The sequence below is a fragment of the Caulobacter sp. GW821-FHT12D05 genome (assembly GCF_058807295.1).
On the sequence record NZ_JBXAQO010000003.1, the window covers coordinates 349,394 to 366,977 of the forward strand.

The window sequence follows — 17,584 nt, forward strand, 5'->3', positions numbered from 1 at the left end:
CGGACAGAGAAACATCCGCCGCCCGGAGTCGAAAAGTCAGATTGGGGAGGAAACCTAAATGACCATCCATCGAGACCACCACAAGAAGCGAGCCCTGCTGCTCGCCAGCATCTCCACCGCCGCCTTCGTCGCCGCCGCGCCGAGCTTCGCGGCCGCCCAGGATACGGCCGCCGCGCCGGCCACTACGTCCGACACCGTCACCGAGGTCGTCGTCACGGGCTACCGCGCCGCTCTGCAAAGCGCGCTGAACCTGAAGAAGAACTCGGACGTGATGATGGACGCCATCAACGCCGAGGACATCGCCGACTTCCCCGACTCCAACCTGGCCGAGTCGCTGCAGCGCCTGCCGGGCATCTCGATCGACCGCGACAACGGCGAAGGCCGCACCATCAGCGTGCGCGGCCTGTCGGGTGACTTCAGCCGTGTGCGGATCAACAACATGGAAGCGCTGTCGACCGGCGCGGCCAACGACGCCGGCTCCAGTCCGAACCGTTCGCGCGCCTTCGACTTCAACGCCTTCGCCTCGGAGCTGTTCAGCTCGGTGCGCGTGCGCAAGTCGTCTTCGGCCGAGGCCGACGAAGGCTCGCTGGGCGCGACCGTCGACCTGATCACCGGTCGGCCGTTTGACTACAAGAATAGCGCCGCGGCCTTCTCGGCCGAGGACTCCTACTACCAGAACGGCAAGAAGCACGCGCCGCGCATCACCGGCCTGTTCTCCGACCGCTTCTTCGACGGCAAGCTGGGCGTGCTGGTCTCGGCCGCCTGGGCCAAGCGCAATTCCGAGGACGACAACTACGCCCGCGGCACCGGCTCGTCGGACTATGTCTATCGCGGCTCGACCTGGACCGGTGACGAACTGCCCGGCCGCGCCGGCTTCGCCGCGCCGACCGGCACGGTGTTCAGCGCCCTGATCCCGACCACCCTGACGGGCTCGGCCCTGGACGCCTACAAGGCCAATCCGGCCAACTACTACAACCCGATGGCCAATCCGGACGCCTATGCGGCGATGACCGGTTCGGACCCGGTCGCCTACGCCAAACTCTATCCGGGCTGCGCGGCGGTGACCTCGGCCCCGGTGGCGGGCCTCACCCCCACCAGCCCGGGCTGCAACAACTCGCTGGTTCGTTTCCCGGCCCTGCCGTCGATCCAGCAGCGCAATGTCGAGACCGAGCGTCTGGGCCTGACGGGTTCGTTCCAGCTGCAGCTGGCCGAGCGCACGCGCCTGACGGTGGACGGCCTGTACTCGAAGTTCGAGAGCACCAGCACCAACTACCAGCTGGGTCCGGTCGGCCTGAACCGCAACAACACCAACGCCAGCTATCAGTACGGCGCCAACGTCCCGACGGCCACGGCGCGCGCCGGCACGCCGTTCACCGACGCCCAGCGTCGCGCGCTGTATCCCGGCACCTGCACCGCCGCCGCCGAGACCGAGCTCGCGCCCGGCACCGACTGCGGCCAGGCGCTGAACGGCAATAACCCGCTGCCGGGCTACACCTTCAGCTACAACCCCAACAACCTGGACGCCTACGAGTACTACACCAACCCAGCCTCGCCCGGTTACGCCGGTCCGGCCTCGTCCCTGCCGTTCCGCGGCCAGCTGATCGGCCGCCCGGCGGTCAAGGTGCTGGACGCCGACGTCGTGGGCCAGAACGCCGAGTATCTGAAGTTGGGCAATGTCGACTGGCGTTCGGCCGCCGACCGCGGCGCCTACACCACCGACTTCCGCCAGGTGTCGGCCACGGTCGACCACGAGTTCAGCGACAAGCTGAAGGCCACGGCTTCGCTGGGGACCTCGCGTTCGGAGAACGTCAACGTCGGCACCCTGGTCGAGTTCAACGCCATGGACGTCCAGGGCCCGTTCGTTTTCGACGAGCGCGGCGCGACGGGCATGCCCAAGTTCGACGCCGGCTTCAACGCCGCCGACCCGAAGAACTGGGGCATCATCAAGGGCTTCTCGGGCATGCGCCACTATCGGCGCACGACGATCAACGACTACACGGGCGGCAAGATCGACGTCACCTACGAGCTCGACGATCACTGGACGATCAAGGCCGGCATCACCAAGCGTGAGTTCAAGTTCTCGACCGACCAGTACGAGCGCAACAACGACCTGCTGAACCCGACCGAAAAGGAAGCCAAGGTCTCGGTGGCGTCGCTGAGCCAGGTGATCGAGTTCGGCAACGGCCTGGACGTGCCGGCCGGTTCGACGACCAGCTTCATCGTTCCGAACATGGAGGCGTTCAGCAACGTCTTCGGCTTCGACTGCAACTGCATCAACAAGTTCGGCGACTTCACGATCACGCGGAAGCGCAACCGCACCGCCACCTTCGGCGTGACCGAGAAGAACCTGTCGTACTACGCGCAGTTCAACTTCGACTACGAAGTCTGGGGCGGCCGTCGCCTGTTCGGTAACGTCGGCGTGCGCCAGGCGGAAACCGACGTTCTCGCTTACGGTGAGACGACCGCTGGTCGTCGCATCACCGGCGAGAACCACTACACCGACACCCTGCCGTCCGGGAACATCACCTGGGAAGCCTACGACAACCTCTACATCCGCGCCGCGGCGGCCAAGGTCATGGCCCGTCCGCTGCTGGGCAACCTGTCGCCGGCCATCACCGGCATCAGCATCCCGGGCGACGGCTCCAGCATCGGCGGCACCATCACGGTCGGCAACACCAAGCTCTCGCCGTTCCGCGGCGAGGCCTATGACATCGCCGCCGAGTGGTACTTCAACAAGGGCGGCCTGATCAGCCTGGGCTACTTCCGCAAGGATATCTCCAGCTTCCCGCAGACCGTCTTCTATGAAGCGCCGCTGACCCAGTTCCTGGACGCCGACGCCATCGCGGCCCTGAAGCTGCAGTTCCCGGGCGAGACCGGCGCCGACGTCCTGCGTCGCGCCTATATCGACGCCAATAACCCGGTCCTGGCCCGCCAGGTCCGCGACGCGCCCGGCGGCTACCTGCAGGGCTGGGAGTTCAACTTCCAGCAGGACCTGACCTTCCTGCCCTGGTACTTCAAGAACCTGGGCGTCCAGTTCAACATGACCAAGCTGGACACCCAGCTGACCTACATCCTGGATCCGGGCACCGTGGTGGCCGGCGCCGGCACGGTCACCAAGGCCCCGACCTATGGCAAGGGCCCGTGGCTGGGCGCCTCGCCCAAGGGCCTGAACTTCACGCTCTACTACGAGACCGAGAAGTTCAACGCCCGCGTCTCGGTGGCCAAGCGCGACGCCTACAAGACGACCTACCCGCTGACCGCCGGCAACTGCGACCCCGGTCTGCAGTCGAACGGCGCGGCGTGCGACAGCCCGCTGATCAACGAGTTCGGCTCGTCGGCTGCGACCACCAATGTCGACATGTCGGTGCGCTGGTCGCCGCTCAAGAAGGTCAGCATCACCTTCGAGGCGCTGAACATCACCGACGAAAAGGCGACCCGCTACAGCTACACCGATCCGGTGATCCAGTCGTACGGCGCCAGCGGCCCGAACTATCGTCTGGGTGTCCGCTACAAGTTCTAGGCTGACTTCCTCTCATGACCCGGGCCGCCTCCAACGGTCCGGGTTCCAGAGCGACGCCGGCGATCCCCATCGCCGGCGTCGAGCTTTTTGGTGGAGTGTGGAATGTTCTCGCGACGCACCTTGCTGGGCTCCGTGGCGGCCTTGCCTTTCCTGGGAAGCGCTGCGGAGGCGGCGACAGGGCCGACTCCCGAACAGGTCAAGGCGACCATGGCTCGGGCCACCCGCTTCATGACCGACAAGGTCGCGGTGCATGGCGGCTATGTCTGGTCCTACCTGCCGGACCTCTCGCGCCGCTGGGGCGAGATGGAGGCCTATCCGTCCATGGTCTGGACCCAGGCGCCGGGCACGCCCGAGATGGGCCAGATCTTCCTCGACGCCTATCACGCCACCGGCGACGAGGCCTATTACAAGGCCGCCGAGCAGTCGGCCGCCGCCCTGATCGCGGGCCAGCATCCATCGGGCGGCTGGAACTACATCATCGATTTCGCCGGCGAGGCCTCGCTGAAGCGGTGGTACGAGACGATCGGGACCAACGGCTGGCGGCTGGAGGAATTCCAGCACTATTACGGCAACGCCACCTTCGACGACCATGTGACGGTCGAGTGCGGTCGCTTCCTGCTGCGCCTTTGCCTGGAGAAGAGTGATCCCAAGTACCGCGCCGCCGTCGACAAGGCCGTCGATTTCGTCCTGAAGAGCCAATATCCGAGCGGCGGCTGGCCCCAGCGTTGGCCGCGCATGGGCGAGTTCACCAAGCAGGGCCGCCCCGACTACACCGGCTTCATCACGATGAACGACGAGGTGGCCGAGGAGAACATCGACTTCCTGCTGCTCGTCTTGCAGCAGCTGAAGGACGAGCGGGTCCGCGAACCCCTCAAGCGCGGCATGGCGCTGATCATCGCCCTGCAGCAGCCGCAGCCGACGCCGGGCTGGGCCATGCAGTATTCGCTCGATCTGAAGCCGGCGACCGGCCGTACCTACGAGCCCGTCTCGATCACCCCGCACGGCACGGCCGCGGCGGTGGTGCAGCTCATCAACTACTACCAGCAGACCGGCGAACGGAAGTACCTGGTCCGCGTGCCCGAGGCGCTGGACTGGCTGACCAGCGTCGAGATCCCGGCCGACAAGCGCGGACCCGACGGGCGCAACTTCTACCGCAATTACGATCCTTCGACCGGCAAGCTTCTGGGCGGCCACCGCAGCGGTTCGAACAGCCAGAACGGCAAGTTCTGGGCCGACTTCAACACCGAAGACACGCGGGCGGAGAAGCACATCAACGTCGCGTCCCTGCGCGCCCGCTACGAGCGCGTCGCGGCGATGTCGCCGGAGGAGGCGACCAAGGCCTCGACCCTGATGGGGCGCGGGCCGTCGCTGCTGCCGCCCTATCTGATCAGCCATGTCGGCGGGTCGGACCTGAACGTCACGGTCGCCGACGGCAAGCGCGCGGCGGCCGTGGCCGAGCTGGTCGGCGGTCTGAACGCCGAGGGCTACTGGCCCGTGGAGTTGCGCACGACCAGCCATCCTTATCAGGGACCCGGTCCGGACAAGCCGCCCGCCGGCTTCGTCGATGTCGGCCAGGTCGGGGATGCCTGGGACACCTCGCCCTTCACCCTGCCCAGCGGCCCGATGGGTATTTCCACCGGCGCCTATATCAACAACATGGCGCGCCTGATCACCTATCTGCGGACCCAGACAGCATGACCTTCTCGATGACGCGCCGCGTGGCGCTGGCCGGCATCTCGGCGCTGCCGATGGCGGCGCGGGCCGCGACGCCGGCCCCGGCGACCTACGCCCTGGCCCCCGACATCGTGGTGGCCAAGGACGGCTCGGGCCAGTTCAGCACAATCGCGGCGGCGCTGAAGTCGATTGCCCCCGACAACCGCGAGCGCAAGGTTATCCTGGTCCGCAACGGCTTCTACGACGAGGCCGTGCGGGTCGACGCGCCCTATGTGACCCTGCGTGGCGAGAGCCGGCTGGGCGTGCGGCTGCAGGCCAACCGGCCGGCCAACGACGCCAAGGACGAGATCGGCCAGGGGGTGGTCAATATCGCGGCCACCGCCCACGACTTCGTCCTGGAGCACATGACGGTGCACAACATCGTCACCCAGGCTGGCCCGCACGCCTTCGCGGTGCTGGGCCGCGCCGACCGCACGATCATCCAGGACGCCGACCTGCTCAGCCTGGGCGCCGACACCCTGGCGCTGTGGCGGACCGGCAAGTCCAAGGCCGAGGACGGCCTGTCGGAAGCGCCGGGCGCCACGCCGCTCAGCCCCGACGGCGGGCGCTACTACCACACCGATCTGCGGATCACCGGCGCGGTGGACTTCGTCTGTCCGCGCGGCTGGTGCTTCATGGCCGATTCCGAGATCGTCCAGATCTACCCCCGCGCCGAGGCCGCCGTCTGGCACGATGGCAGCGGCAATGCCGACAAGAAGTTCGTCATGAAGGGCTGCACGTTCGACGGTCCGCCGAACTTCTATCTGGGCCGCCATCACCGCGACGCCCAGTTCTATTTCCTCGACTGCGCCTTCTCAGAACGCATGCGCGACAAGCCGACCTATCAGGTGATCTATCCGCTGGACGGCGGGACCCCCAGCCCGGCCGACATCGAGCGCAACCGCGTTGCTGCCGCCGAGACCAAGTGGGGCGAGCGCCGCTACTTCAGCAACAGCCACCGCGCCGGCGGTGACTACGCCTGGATGGCCGACAACGTGAGCAAGGCCCAGGCGGCCAAGATCGACGCGGCCTGGACCTTCGCCGGGACCTGGAACCCCGAGCGCGCCGACGGCCCGCGCGTCATCGCCGTCGCTGCCGAGGGCGGCCAGGCGAAGCTGACCTTCGACCGCTTGGTCACGGTCAAGGGCGCGCCACGGCTGGTCTCGGCCAGCGGTCAGGCCGGCAAGTATGTCGAGGGCAGCGGGACCAACACCCTCACCTTCGAAACGGCCGGCGCCCCCGCGCGTCTCGACTTCGCGCAGGGTACGGTGATCGGTACGGAGGCCGTCGCGAAGACGGCCTTCGCGCGGACCAGCCTGCCTACTTCACGTCGATGATCACCCGCTTGTAGCGGGTCAGGCGCGGGGAGCCGTGGTCGGTGACGGCCAGGATGATGTGCATGGTCCCCGTGCCGGGCGGCACGACGCGGTTGGTCTTCACGGTCAGCCAGGCTTTGGGCTGGTCGGCGTTGTTGATGTCCAGTTTCACGCCCGAGGCCGAGCTGGTCATGCCGCGGGTGCCGGCCTCCTCGTAGCAGAACCACTCGTAGGACAGGGCGTCGCCGTCCGGATCGCTGGAGCCGACGGCGCTGAGGTCCACCCGGTCGCCGGGCTTGGCGATGATGTAGTCCGGGGTCTCCAGCTTGGGGACTGGCGGGTGGTTGGCTTCCTTGTAGGGCTTGGTCGTCCAGTCCATGCGGGCGGCGAAGTCGTTCTGGAACGCCTCGCGCCAGCGCCACACGGTGGCCTGGGCGGTGGTGTGCCACTCGCCGTCGCGGCCATAGACCTCGTCCATGGCGTTGGTCCAGATCGGCCGGGTCTCGGGCTCCAGGAACCAGCGCTCCTTGCGCGGGGTGTAGAGCTCGTAGCGGCCGCCCCAGCCGCCCCATTCGGGGTGGTCGGGATCGGACAGGCCGTTGTCGATCAGGTTCAGGAACGACGGGGTGTCGCCCTCCATCTGGAACTTCCAGCTGGGATAGGCCGCGCCCAGCGGGCCCTTGGCGCGGATGTTGGCGTTCAGCCATTCGTTGCTGACGAGATATTCGTTCGCTCCGCCGAAGCGGCCGTGGAAATTGTCGCCGCCGATGCCGATCCAGGTCGACATGTGGAACGAGACGCCGGGGCTGACGATGTAGTGCAGGTCCGGGAACTCGCGGCGGATCCAGGGGCCGCTGTCGTCCTGGTCCGAGATCGCATAGACGCGCAGCTTCGAGACGAACTTGGCCAGCGCCGCCTTGGAGCGGGTGTTGCGCACCTTCCACAGGGCCTGGCCCAGCACGGTGGGGCCGCCCCAGACGGTCACCCAGACCGGACGCGGATCATCGCGGTCGACAGCCTTGATCAGCAGATCAGAGCCGGGCGAGTCCTTGCCCGCGCCGATCGCGGTCTTGCCGTCCGGAACCAGGGCCTGGGAGATCGTCGCCTTCAGCGCGTCCGCCGTGGGAAAGCCCTTCTCGTGCTGCTCGAGATTGTCGCGGACCTGGCCGTAGGTGTCGACGATGTGGGTGATCAGCTGCGGATTGACCTCGCCCTTCACCGTGGTGGCGACCAGGCCTTCGATGTCGACCTGGTTGGCATAGGTCATCAGGCGGACCATCGACTCCTGGTCGTCGGGGTCGCCGCCGATGTCGGTCAGCACGAACAGGCGCGGCTTTTCGTGCGCGGCCTTGAGTGGCGACTGCGATGGGGCGGGAGCGGCCGGCGCCTGGGCCGCCATGACCGGCGAGGCCGTCAGGGCGGCGATGATGGCCAGGCTGACGCCCGTACGCAGCCCGGCGGCTAGCGAAGCAAATCCCGTCATGCGCGAATCCTTTCCCCGTTCGGACCTTCGTGGTCCCGGCGCTCCGGGATCTGGGTCCTCTTTCTGGCGCTCATGCGCCTTGGCTGGCGCAACAGGTACCGATGGCCAAGGTGGGGGTCAACGCGGATTTCGCGCGGTTCAATCGAAAAGAAAGGAAAACGAAAGTCGCTGTTCCCATCATCTGGGAATGGTGCTTTCGCCTTGAAATTCCTTGCCAGAACGCGCTGGGCGGCGGGATCGCGCAGCGCCGCCTGGCCCCGAAAACCCATTCCTCAGACATATCTTTCGCCATCAATACGTTTTCGATTGATTTCGATTGATGTCCTTTGATAACGCTTTTGTTCAGCGAACAGCGAATACGGCGCCATCCCAGACCTCCTCTCGGGGTTGGGGCCGTGTCTAAGGCGGCGTCGGCTTCCTTTCCGGCCGACGTCGCCGCTTTCCGCCCGGGGCGTGTTTCCGGGCGTCGGACTTCAAGACGACGAGGCGCTCGACAGAAGCGTCACGAGGAAACGCAAACGACCGCGCCGAGAGCGCGCGGCGAAGGGGAAACGGGAAATGATCGACAGGTTCCAAAAGCAATTGGCGGGTGGCGTTTCGGGCCTGGCCCTGGTGCTGGCCTTGGGCGGCGTCGCCCACGCCGAGGACGCCATCGCCACGGCGAGCAGCGCGGCCGCTCCGACCGCCATGGCCGCCGCAGCCCTGCAAGACGCAGCCGCGGCCCAGGCCGACGACACCGCCGTGACCGAGGTCGTGGTGACCGGCTTCCGCAACAGCCTGGCCAAGGCCCTGGAGCTGAAGCGCACCAGCACCGGCGTGGTCGACTCGATCCTGGCCGAGGACATCGCCAAGTTCCCCGACAACAACCTGGCCGAATCCATCCAGCGGATTCCCGGCGTCGCTATCAGCCGCGACCAGGGCGAAGGCCGGGCGCTGTCCGTCCGGGGCCTGGGTCCCGACTTCACCCGCGTGCGCATCAACGGCATGGAGGCCCAGGCCTCGACCGACGGCTACAGCGGCGCCAACCGTGGCCGTGGCTTCGACTTCAACGTCTTCGCCTCGGAGCTCTTCAACCGCATCGACGTGCGCAAGACGCCGTCGGCCGACGTGGAAGAAGGTTCGCTGGGCGCGACGGTCGACCTCGTGACCGGCCATCCGTTCGACTACAAGGGCTTCAAGCTGGCCGCCTCGGCCCAGGCCGGCTACAACGACCAGACCGGCAAGACCCGCCCGCGCATGGCGCTGCTGGTGTCCAACACCTTCGCCGACGACAAGCTGGGCGCGCTGTTCTCGGTGGCCTATTCCAAGACCGCCGTCGACTTCCAGCAGTCCAGCTCGGGCCTGTGGAACCAGGGCAATGGCGACGGCGGCTGGTGCAAGCCGACCACGGGTACGGGCGGCATCTGCGACGTGCCGGCGGCCGACTTCGCCAAGGCCAACTCGATCTACACCCTGGCCAGCTCGCCCACGACCTACTACCCGCGCTTCATGCGCTACGTGCAGGGCCTGGGTAAGACCGAGCGCCTGGGCCTGACCGGCTCGCTGCAATGGCAGCCGACCGACGACACCAAGGTCACGCTGGACGGCTTGTTCTCGCGCTACAAGGTCAGCCGCGATGACTGGCCCCTGGAGGCCATCGGCTTTTCCCGCGGCGCCTCGCAAGGCGGCAAGCCCGAGATGCTGGTCCGGGACATGATCCTGGATAGCAAGAACACCATGCTCTACGGCCTGTTCGACAATGTCGACATGCGCTCGGAGCATAACCGTGACGAGTTCTCGACCGACTTCGGCCAGTGGACCCTGACCGCCGAGCACAAGTTCAACGACAAGTTCAGTATCGACGGCGTCGCCGGTTATTCGTACTCGGACTTCGACAACTTCAACGACATCTCGACCCAGATCGACCGCTTCAACGTCGATGGCTACTCGATCGACATCCGGCCCAAGGGCCAGTACCTGCCGGCGATCAACTACGGCTTCGACGTCACCAACCCGTCGCTGTGGTATTTCGGCCCGACCGTGACCCAGCCCGGCGGCACCGGCCCGACCGGTCCCGAAATCCGCCTGCGCCCGAACTACACCGACAACAAGTACAAGACCGTCCAGGTCAACGGTAAGTACGCCCTCAACGACGGCCTGACGGTCCGCGCCGGCGCCAACTGGAAGCAGTACGACTTCAGCGCCCAGTCCTATCGCTACGCCCTGGGCGAGGCGAACTTCCCGGCCATCCCGGCCGGCTACACCATCCAAAGCCTGACCGAGCAGTTCTGCGGCCTGGCGAAGATGAACGTGCCGACGCCGACCCCGACCTGCTGGACGACGCCGAACATCGACGCCTTCCAGGCCGCCTACAACATCTACTCCAACACCGGCCGCACGGCCCTTTCGCAGACCGTCGCCAGCGTGCGCGGCGAGAACCGCTCGGTGAAAGAAGAGGACAAGACCGGCTACGTCATGGCCAATTTCGACCAGGAGGTCGGAAGCTGGCGGGTGCGCGGCGACGTCGGTGTCCGTTATGTCGAGACCAACCAGACCTCGAACTTCTACACCAACGTCCCGACCTCGGTGAACGCCGCCGGCTTCGTGATGACCACGGTCAAGCGGACCTACACCGACACCCTGCCGTCGCTGAACCTGGTGCTGGAGCCGACCGACAAGCTGCAGGTCCGCTTCTCGGCGGCCAAGGTCATGGCGCGTCCGGCCCTGGGCAACCTGGCGGCGGCGACCAGCGTCTCGGTGGCCGGCGGTTCGCGCTCGGTCTCGACCGGCAACGCCAACCTCGACCCCTACCGCGCCAAGTCGGCCGACTTCTCGATCGAGTGGTATCCGAAGTCGGGGACGATCGTGTCGGCGGGCTTCTTCTACAAGAAGATCAGCACCTACGTTCAGACCATCACCACCGTGGCGCCCTATTCGTCGACGGGCCTGCCGGTCTCGCTGCTGGACGGCACGGGCGTCAATGCCAATGACGACTTCAGCATCACCAACGTCATCAACACCCCCGGCGGTCCGCTGAAGGGCTTCGAGCTGAACTACCAGCAGCCGCTGGACTTCCTGCCCGACATGTTCCGCGGCTTCGGCGTGCTGGCCAACTACACCTATGTCGATAGCAGCATCGACTATTTCGCCACCACGGCGGCGGGCGCGGCCAAGATCAACGCGCCGCTGCTGAACCTGTCGAAGAACGCCGCCAACGCCACGCTCTACTACGAGCGCGGCAAGGTGCAGGCGCGCGTGTCGGTGAACTATCGCGACAAGTACCTGACCGCCGTCCCGGGCCGCTACAACCAAGATGTCCAGGGCAACCTGTCGACCACGTTCTTCGACGCCTCGGCCTCGTACAAGGTCACCGACCAGCTGTCGGTCAGCGTCGACGCGCTGAACCTGAGCAACGAGAAGGACATCTCGTACATCGACTCCACGACCCAGCGTTTCGAGAACTACCGGGTCGGCGGCCGTCAGTTCTACGTGGGCGCGCGCTACACCTTCTAGCCGCCCGCTAGCCTTCACCAACGGTGTGTGCCCTCCTGCGCAAACCGTACTTCGGCGCCGGTCCCCCCGACCGGCGCCGCCTTTGTTTCCCGGCGAGGTTTGAGAACATGGCCCCTCGTATGGCGCTTCGACTGGCGGTTCTGGCGATGTTGGCCCTGCCGGCCGCAGCCCTGGCCGAGGTGCAGGTCAGCCAGGTCGGCGAGGTGGTCGAGGTCCGCAACGGGGCCGATGTCATGCGGCTGTCAGTCTGCGCCGACGGCGTGGTGCGGGTGGTGGCCAGCCCCGACGGCCAGGCGGTGGGCTCGTCGCCGCAGCAGCCGTGGTTCTCCAAACCCTGCATGCCTCAGGCGGTGACCCTGACCGACGCGACGGCGACCGGCACGGGCGTCAACACCGCCGCCGGCGGCGGCACGGCCAAGGCCGTCGCCAAGGTGCTGAAGACCGGCGACCTGCGCGTCTCGATCTCGCTGTCCGACGGGACCCTGACCTTCCTGGCCCCCGACGACCGCATCCTGCTGCAGGAGATGGGCGAGCGGCCGCGCATCTACGAACCCCAGGCGCTGTCCGATGGCTCAAAGGCTTACAAGGTCACCGAGCGCTTCCACCCGGCCCTGCGCCAGGGGCTCTACGGCCTGGGCCAGCACCAGTCCGGCCAGTTCAACTACCAGGGCGCGGTGGTTCGCCTGGCCCAGGCCAATACCGACATCGCCCATCCGCTGATGATGTCGACCGAGGGCTTCGGCCTGCTGTGGAACACCGCCTCGGCCTCGACCCTGGACAACCGCTTCCCGACTGAACTGACACTGACCGCTGATGTCGGCCAGGCGATCGACTACGTCTTCGTCTACGGCCCCGAGTTCGACCAGGTCGTCGCCAAGTACCGCGACATGACGGGCGCGGCGCCGCTATTCCCGCGCTGGGCCTATGGCCTGTTCCAGTCGATGGACCGCTATGCCAGCGGCCAGGAGCTGCTGGATGTCACTAAGCGCTATCGCGACGGCGACGCCCCGGTCGACGTCATCGTCCAGGACTGGCGGTGGTGGAGCCGGATGGGCGATCCGGAGTTCCGGCCCGACGGCTATCCCGACGTGCCGGGCCTGCTGAACACCCTGCGTGAGCGCAAGGTCCACACCATGCTCAGCATGTGGCCGCTGCTGTCCAAGTCGTCCCAGCTCTACAAGCTCATGAACAAGCGCGGCTGGCTGATCCCCGGCACGGCGCTGTACGACCCGACCAACCCGGAAGCCGCCGACCTCTACTGGTCGCACCTGGGATCCAAGCTGCTCGACCAGGGCTGGGACGCGTTCTGGCTGGACGGCTCCGAGCCCGAGCTGCACCTGCCGACCATGGCCGAGACCGACCGCACCCTGAACGGCCGCAAACTGGCGATCGGACCGGGCGAGCTCTACGGCAACGCCTTCCCGCTGGCCCACGTGGCGGCGGTGTCGGACCGCTGGCGAAAGCAGCGCGACGACAAGCGGGTGTTCATCCTGTCGCGCTCGTCGTTCGCCGGCGTGCAGCGCTACGGCGCGGCCTCGTGGTCGGGCGACATCCTCAACGGTTTCCCGGTGTTCCAGCGCCAGATGCAGGGCGGGCTGAACTTCGCGCTGTCGGGCATGCCGTACTGGACCACCGACATCGGCGGCTACTACGGCGGCGTGCTGGACAACCCGCCGACGGGGCCGGCGACCACCGACCCGGCGTTCCAGGAGCTGTATGTCCGCTGGTACCAGTTCGGCGTCTTCAACCCGCTGTTCCGCACCCACGGCAAGCGCGAGAACAACCGCAACGACCTGTTCGCCTATGGCGATAAGACGCCGATCCTCCTGGACTACGACCGGCTGCGCTATCGGCTGATGCCCTACATCTACGGCCTGGCCTGGCGGGTGACCGACAAGGCCGACACCATCATGCGGCCGCTGGTCATGGACTGGCGGACCGACGAGCGGACCTGGAACATCGGCGACCAGTTCCTGTTCGGGCCTTCGCTGATGGTCGCGCCGGTGATGAACGCGGGGCAGCGCTCGCGGCAGGTGTTCCTGCCGGGGAGCGCGCCCTGGTACGACTTCTGGACCGGCAAGAAGTTGGCGGGCGGCCAGTGGCTGGACGCCGCCGCGCCGCTGGAGAAGATCCCGCTGTATGCGAAGGCTGGTGCGATACTGCCGCTGGGTGGGGCGGTGACCTATGCCGACCAGGATCCGCAGGGGCCGCTGGAGCTGCGGGTCTATGCCGGCGCGGACGGCCAGTTCGAGCTCTATGACGACGCTGGTGACAGCTACGCCTACGAGCGCGGCGAGCGGGCGGTGACACCGCTGGCGTGGAGCGATGGCGGCCGGAAGCTGACCATCGGCGCGCGGGTGGGGAGCTTCCCGGGGATGGTGCGGGAGCGGACGTTCAAGGTCGTGCTGATCGACGGCGGTCGCGAGCGGGTGAAGACCGTTCGGTACAGCGGCGCACCAATAGACATCGCCTTCTAACCCCAACACCGCTCATCCCCGCGAAAGCGGGGACCCAAGCTGACTTTCGGGATGGAGCGCTGCCGAGCGAGCACCGCTGACGCGGCTTGGGTCCCCGCTTTCGCGGGGATGAGCGGATAAGGGTGTGGCCTTCTAGAGCATCGCCCGCCGCAAGGCGTCCTGCCAGCGTGCGACGGTCTCGCCGCGCGCTTCGGCGCTCATCGCCGGCTCGAAGGTCCGCTCCGCTGGACGCGCCGGCGGGGCCTTCACACCCATCCCCTCGGCCGCCAGCCGCGCCGCGCCCAGGGCGCTGAGTTCGGCCGCGTCGGCGCGGATCACCGGGCGGTCGATCAGGTCGGCCAGCAGCTGCATCAGCACGTCGTTGCGCGAGGCGCCGCCGTCGACGTTCAGGGCTGGCAGGTCGCCGTGCAGGTCGGCCTGCATGGCCATGAACACGTCGTGGATCTGCAGAGCCACCGCCTCCAGCGCCGCGCGGGCCAGGTGGGCGGGCGTGGTGCCCAGGTTCATGCCGCTGACCAGACCTCGGGCCTCGTCGCGCCAGTGCGGGGCGCCCAGGCCGGCGAGGGCCGGGACCAGGACGACGCCGCCGCTGTCGGGGACGGTGAGGGCGAGGTCCGTGAGCGTGTGCTCGTCCCGCAGGTTCAGCAGCTTGGTCACGAACGCCACCGTGTGACCCGAGACCGAGATATTGCCTTCCAGCGCGTGCAGCGCGCCGCCTGTCCGGCTCCAGGCGATGGTGCTGGACAGGCCGTGAGCCGACCAGATCCGCTCCTTGGTCACCGTCATCAACGACGAGCCGGTGCCGCAGGTGGCCTTGATCCGGCCGGGGCCGTCCAGGCCGTGGCCGTAGAGGGCCGCGTGGGAGTCGCCCATGGCGGCGTGAATTGGAATGCCGGCGGGCAGGGCGGTCGCGCCCCGCGCGGTCTCGCCGAACAGGCTGTCGGACGGCCGGATTTCCGGAAGCACCTCCAGCGGGATGTCGAAGAGCCGCGCCATCTCCGGGTCCCATGCCAGGCTGGAGAGGTTCATCAGCTGGGTGCGCGAGGCGTTGCTGTGGTCGGTGGCGTGCTGCGCGCCGCCGGTCAGGTTCCACAGCAGCCAAGCGTCGACCGTGCCGGCCTTCAGCTGGCCTCGCGCGGCGCGGGCGCGACCGTCTTCCGCATGGTCCAGAAGCCACGAGAGCTTGCCGGCCGAGAACATCGGATTGAGCGTCAGGCCGGTGCGGGCGATGGCGTCGGGCTCGTAACCCTCGGCCTTTAGCGCCTCGCAACGCGACGCAGAGCGGCCGCATTGCCAGATCACGCAGGGGCCGACCGGGCGGCCGGTGGCGGCGTCCCACAGCACGACGGACTCGCGCTGGTTGGAGAGGCCGATCGCGGCGACGGGGCAGCCCAAGCCGACGATCTCTTTGATCACGCCGGCGACGCTGGCCCAGATGTCGTCGGCAGAGGACTCCGCCCAGCCAGGTTGCGGATAGCGGACCGCCGTCGGTCGCGAGGCCTGGGCCAGGATCTCGCCCTCGGGGCCGACCAACACCGCCTTGGTGTTGGTCGTGCCCTGGTCGATCGCAAGGATGTTCATTTGGCCAGCAGGTCGCGGGCGGCGCCGGCGATGCCGTCGGCGGTCAGGCCGTAGCGCTCCATCAGGAACTCGGCCGAGCCGGTGGGCAGGAAGCCGGGGAAGCCCAGGATCCGCATCGGGGTGGGGGTGTTGGTGGCCAGCACCTCGGCCACCGCGCCGCCCAGGCCCCCGCGCACCGAGTGCTCCTCGACCGTGATCACCGCGCCGGTCTTGGCGGCGTCCAGGATGGCGGTCTCGTCGAGCGGGGTCAGGGTGGCCATGTTGATCACCTTGGCCTCGACGCCCTCGGTCGCCAAGAGCCGGGCGGCGGCCAGGGCGCGATGGACCATGGTGCCGTTGGCGATGATGGCGACGTCGCCGCCCTCGCGCAGGGTCTCGGCCTTGCCGATCTGGAAGGTCTCGGCGGTGTGGACCAGGGCCGGCACCGGCATGCGGCTGATGCGGACGAACACCGGCCCGTCGAAGGCGGCGGCGGCCTTGATCGCCTCGCTGGTCTCCCACGGATCGGACGGCACGATGACGGTCAGGTGCGGCGCCATCGGCCGCAGCCAGGCCAGGTCCTCGATCGAGTGGTGGGTGGGGCCCAGCTCCCCGTAGGCGATGCCGCTGGAGATACCGCACAGCTTCACATTGGCTTGCGAGTAGGCGATGTCGGCCTTGATCTGCTCCAGCGCCCGGCCGGTCAGGAAGCAGGCCGCGCCGCTGACGAACGGGATCTTGCCGCCGTTGGCCAGGCCGGCGCCGACGCCGATCATGTTCTGCTCGGCGATGCCGACGTTGATCAGCCGCTCGGGAAACTTCTTGCGGAAGCCGCCCAGCTTGCTGGAGCCGACGCTGTCATTGACCACGGCGACGATCCGCGCGTCCGTTTCCGCCAGGGCTTCCAGCGTGGCGACATAGGCCTCGCGGCAGTCGAACAGGCCTTCGGTCTTTTCGGGATCGTTCACTTAAGCGAGCTCCGCCAAGGCTTGAGCATACTGTTCGGGGGTCGGGCAGCCATGGTGCCAGCCGGCCTGGTTTTCCATGTACGACACGCCCTTGCCCTTCACGGTCGAGGCGATGATGCACAGCGGCTTTTCGCCGGTGGTTTCCAGGGCGGTGATCAGGGCGGCCGGGTCGTGGCCGTCGATCTCGAGCACGTCCCAACCGAAGGCGCGCCACTTGTCGGCCAGGGGTTCCAGGCTGACGGTCTCTTCGGTCGGCGCGCCCTGCTGCAGGCGGTTGCGGTCGACGATCAGGGTCAGGTTCGACAGCTTGCGGTGGCCGGCGGTCATGGCCGCTTCCCAGCAGCTGCCTTCCTGCAGTTCGCCGTCGCCGGTCAGCACGAAGACGCGGAAGTCGGCCTTGTCGATCTGGCCGGCAATGGCCGCGCCGACGGCGACCGGTAGGCCGTGGCCCAGCGGACCGGTATTGGTCTCGACGCCCGGCAGATAGGTGCGGCTGGGGTGGCCGTTCAGGCGCGACAGCGGCTGGAGGTAGGTCGCGAGCTCCGCCTCCGGGAAGAAACCCGCGCCGGCCAGCACGGAATAGAAGGCGCCGGTGCAGTGGCCCTTGCTCATGATGAAGCGGTCGCGGCCCAGGTCATTGGGCTGGGTCGCGTCGTAGCGCATGACGTCGAAATAGAGGGCCGCCAGGATGTCGGCCGCCGACAGGTCGCCACCGGGATGGCCCTGCTTGGCCTCGAAGATCATCTTCAGCGCGCTGCGACGGATCCAGTTGGCGCGCCGCGCCACATGGGCGGCGCGGCTTTGCAGGTCGTCCGCGCCCTGGCGGTGAACTTGGTTCATCTTCGACGGTCTCACTGGTCGTCGCGGCATGGGTCGAGGGTGCGTGCGACCGCGGAAGAGGCGCGTTTTTCGACCGCGCTCGATTCCGCCTGGTTCCAGGCCTCCCTCGATCCGCAAACTAGGCGGGGCGGTTTGCGAGTGCAACGACGAAATGCGTCGTTTGTTTTCGATTTTCTTCGTTTCGAGTGCTGCGGGAAAGCCCGATAAGTACGCCG

Annotated in this window: 10 protein-coding genes; 6 read left to right on the plus strand and 4 right to left on the minus strand. The window is 67.4% G+C overall.

All coding sequences use genetic code 11. The features are described 5' to 3' along the window. The first annotated feature begins 58 nt into the window (after positions 1-58). The 3 genes from AC1RRR_RS14550 (at position 59) to AC1RRR_RS14560 (ending at position 6,570) form a co-directional block, all read left to right on the plus strand. Positions 59-3,520: a TonB-dependent receptor domain-containing protein gene (locus tag AC1RRR_RS14550; RefSeq protein ID WP_492814121.1), complete on the plus strand. Its 3,462-nt coding sequence runs from the start codon at positions 59-61 to the stop codon at positions 3,518-3,520. A gap of 207 nt (positions 3,521-3,727) precedes the next feature. Next, on the plus strand, positions 3,728-5,218 hold the full coding sequence (locus AC1RRR_RS14555; RefSeq protein ID WP_492814123.1) for a pectate lyase: 1,491 nt from the start codon (positions 3,728-3,730) through the stop codon (positions 5,216-5,218). Continuing rightward, positions 5,215-6,570, plus strand: coding sequence for a pectinesterase family protein (locus tag AC1RRR_RS14560; protein ID WP_492814125.1), 1,356 nt, complete (start codon positions 5,215-5,217; stop codon positions 6,568-6,570). Before AC1RRR_RS14555 ends, AC1RRR_RS14560 begins: the two co-directional genes overlap by 4 nt. Here AC1RRR_RS14560 and AC1RRR_RS14565 read toward each other — a convergent pair. Further along, a complete protein-coding gene (locus AC1RRR_RS14565; RefSeq protein WP_492814127.1) occupies positions 6,554-8,032 on the minus strand; it encodes a nucleoside hydrolase-like domain-containing protein in 1,479 nt (492 codons plus the stop codon). The genes AC1RRR_RS14560 and AC1RRR_RS14565 overlap by 17 nt on opposite strands. Before the next feature lie 101 nt (positions 8,033-8,133). Here AC1RRR_RS14565 and AC1RRR_RS14570 point away from each other — a divergent pair, with 101 nt between their 5' ends. The 3 genes from AC1RRR_RS14570 (at position 8,134) to AC1RRR_RS14580 (ending at position 14,001) form a co-directional block, all read left to right on the plus strand. Further along, complete coding sequence (locus AC1RRR_RS14570; protein WP_492814129.1) at positions 8,134-8,352, plus strand: hypothetical protein; 219 nt, start codon at positions 8,134-8,136, stop codon at positions 8,350-8,352. Between the two features lie 238 nt (positions 8,353-8,590). Then, positions 8,591-11,524: a TonB-dependent receptor gene (locus tag AC1RRR_RS14575; RefSeq protein WP_492814131.1), complete on the plus strand. Its 2,934-nt coding sequence runs from the start codon at positions 8,591-8,593 to the stop codon at positions 11,522-11,524. Between the two features lie 107 nt (positions 11,525-11,631). Further along, entirely contained in the window at positions 11,632-14,001 is a 2,370-nt protein-coding gene (locus tag AC1RRR_RS14580) for a glycoside hydrolase family 31 protein (protein WP_492814133.1), read from the plus strand. Positions 14,002-14,133: 132 nt separating this feature from the next. Here AC1RRR_RS14580 and AC1RRR_RS14585 read toward each other — a convergent pair whose 3' ends face one another. The 3 genes from AC1RRR_RS14585 to AC1RRR_RS14595 are packed head-to-tail and all read right to left on the minus strand — an operon-like array spanning position 14,134 to position 17,369. Beyond that, positions 14,134-15,582 (minus strand): FGGY family carbohydrate kinase, encoded by a 1,449-nt coding sequence (locus AC1RRR_RS14585; RefSeq protein ID WP_492814135.1) that lies wholly within the window; start codon positions 15,580-15,582, stop codon positions 14,134-14,136. Further along, complete coding sequence (locus AC1RRR_RS14590) at positions 15,579-16,529, minus strand: transketolase family protein (protein ID WP_492814137.1); 951 nt, start codon at positions 16,527-16,529, stop codon at positions 15,579-15,581. Before AC1RRR_RS14590 ends, AC1RRR_RS14585 begins: the two co-directional genes overlap by 4 nt. Further along, positions 16,530-17,369 carry a transketolase gene (locus AC1RRR_RS14595; RefSeq protein ID WP_492814139.1) on the minus strand — a complete coding sequence of 280 codons (840 nt, stop codon included), beginning with the start codon at positions 17,367-17,369 and terminating at the stop codon, positions 16,530-16,532. Positions 17,370-17,584 lie beyond the last annotated feature (215 nt).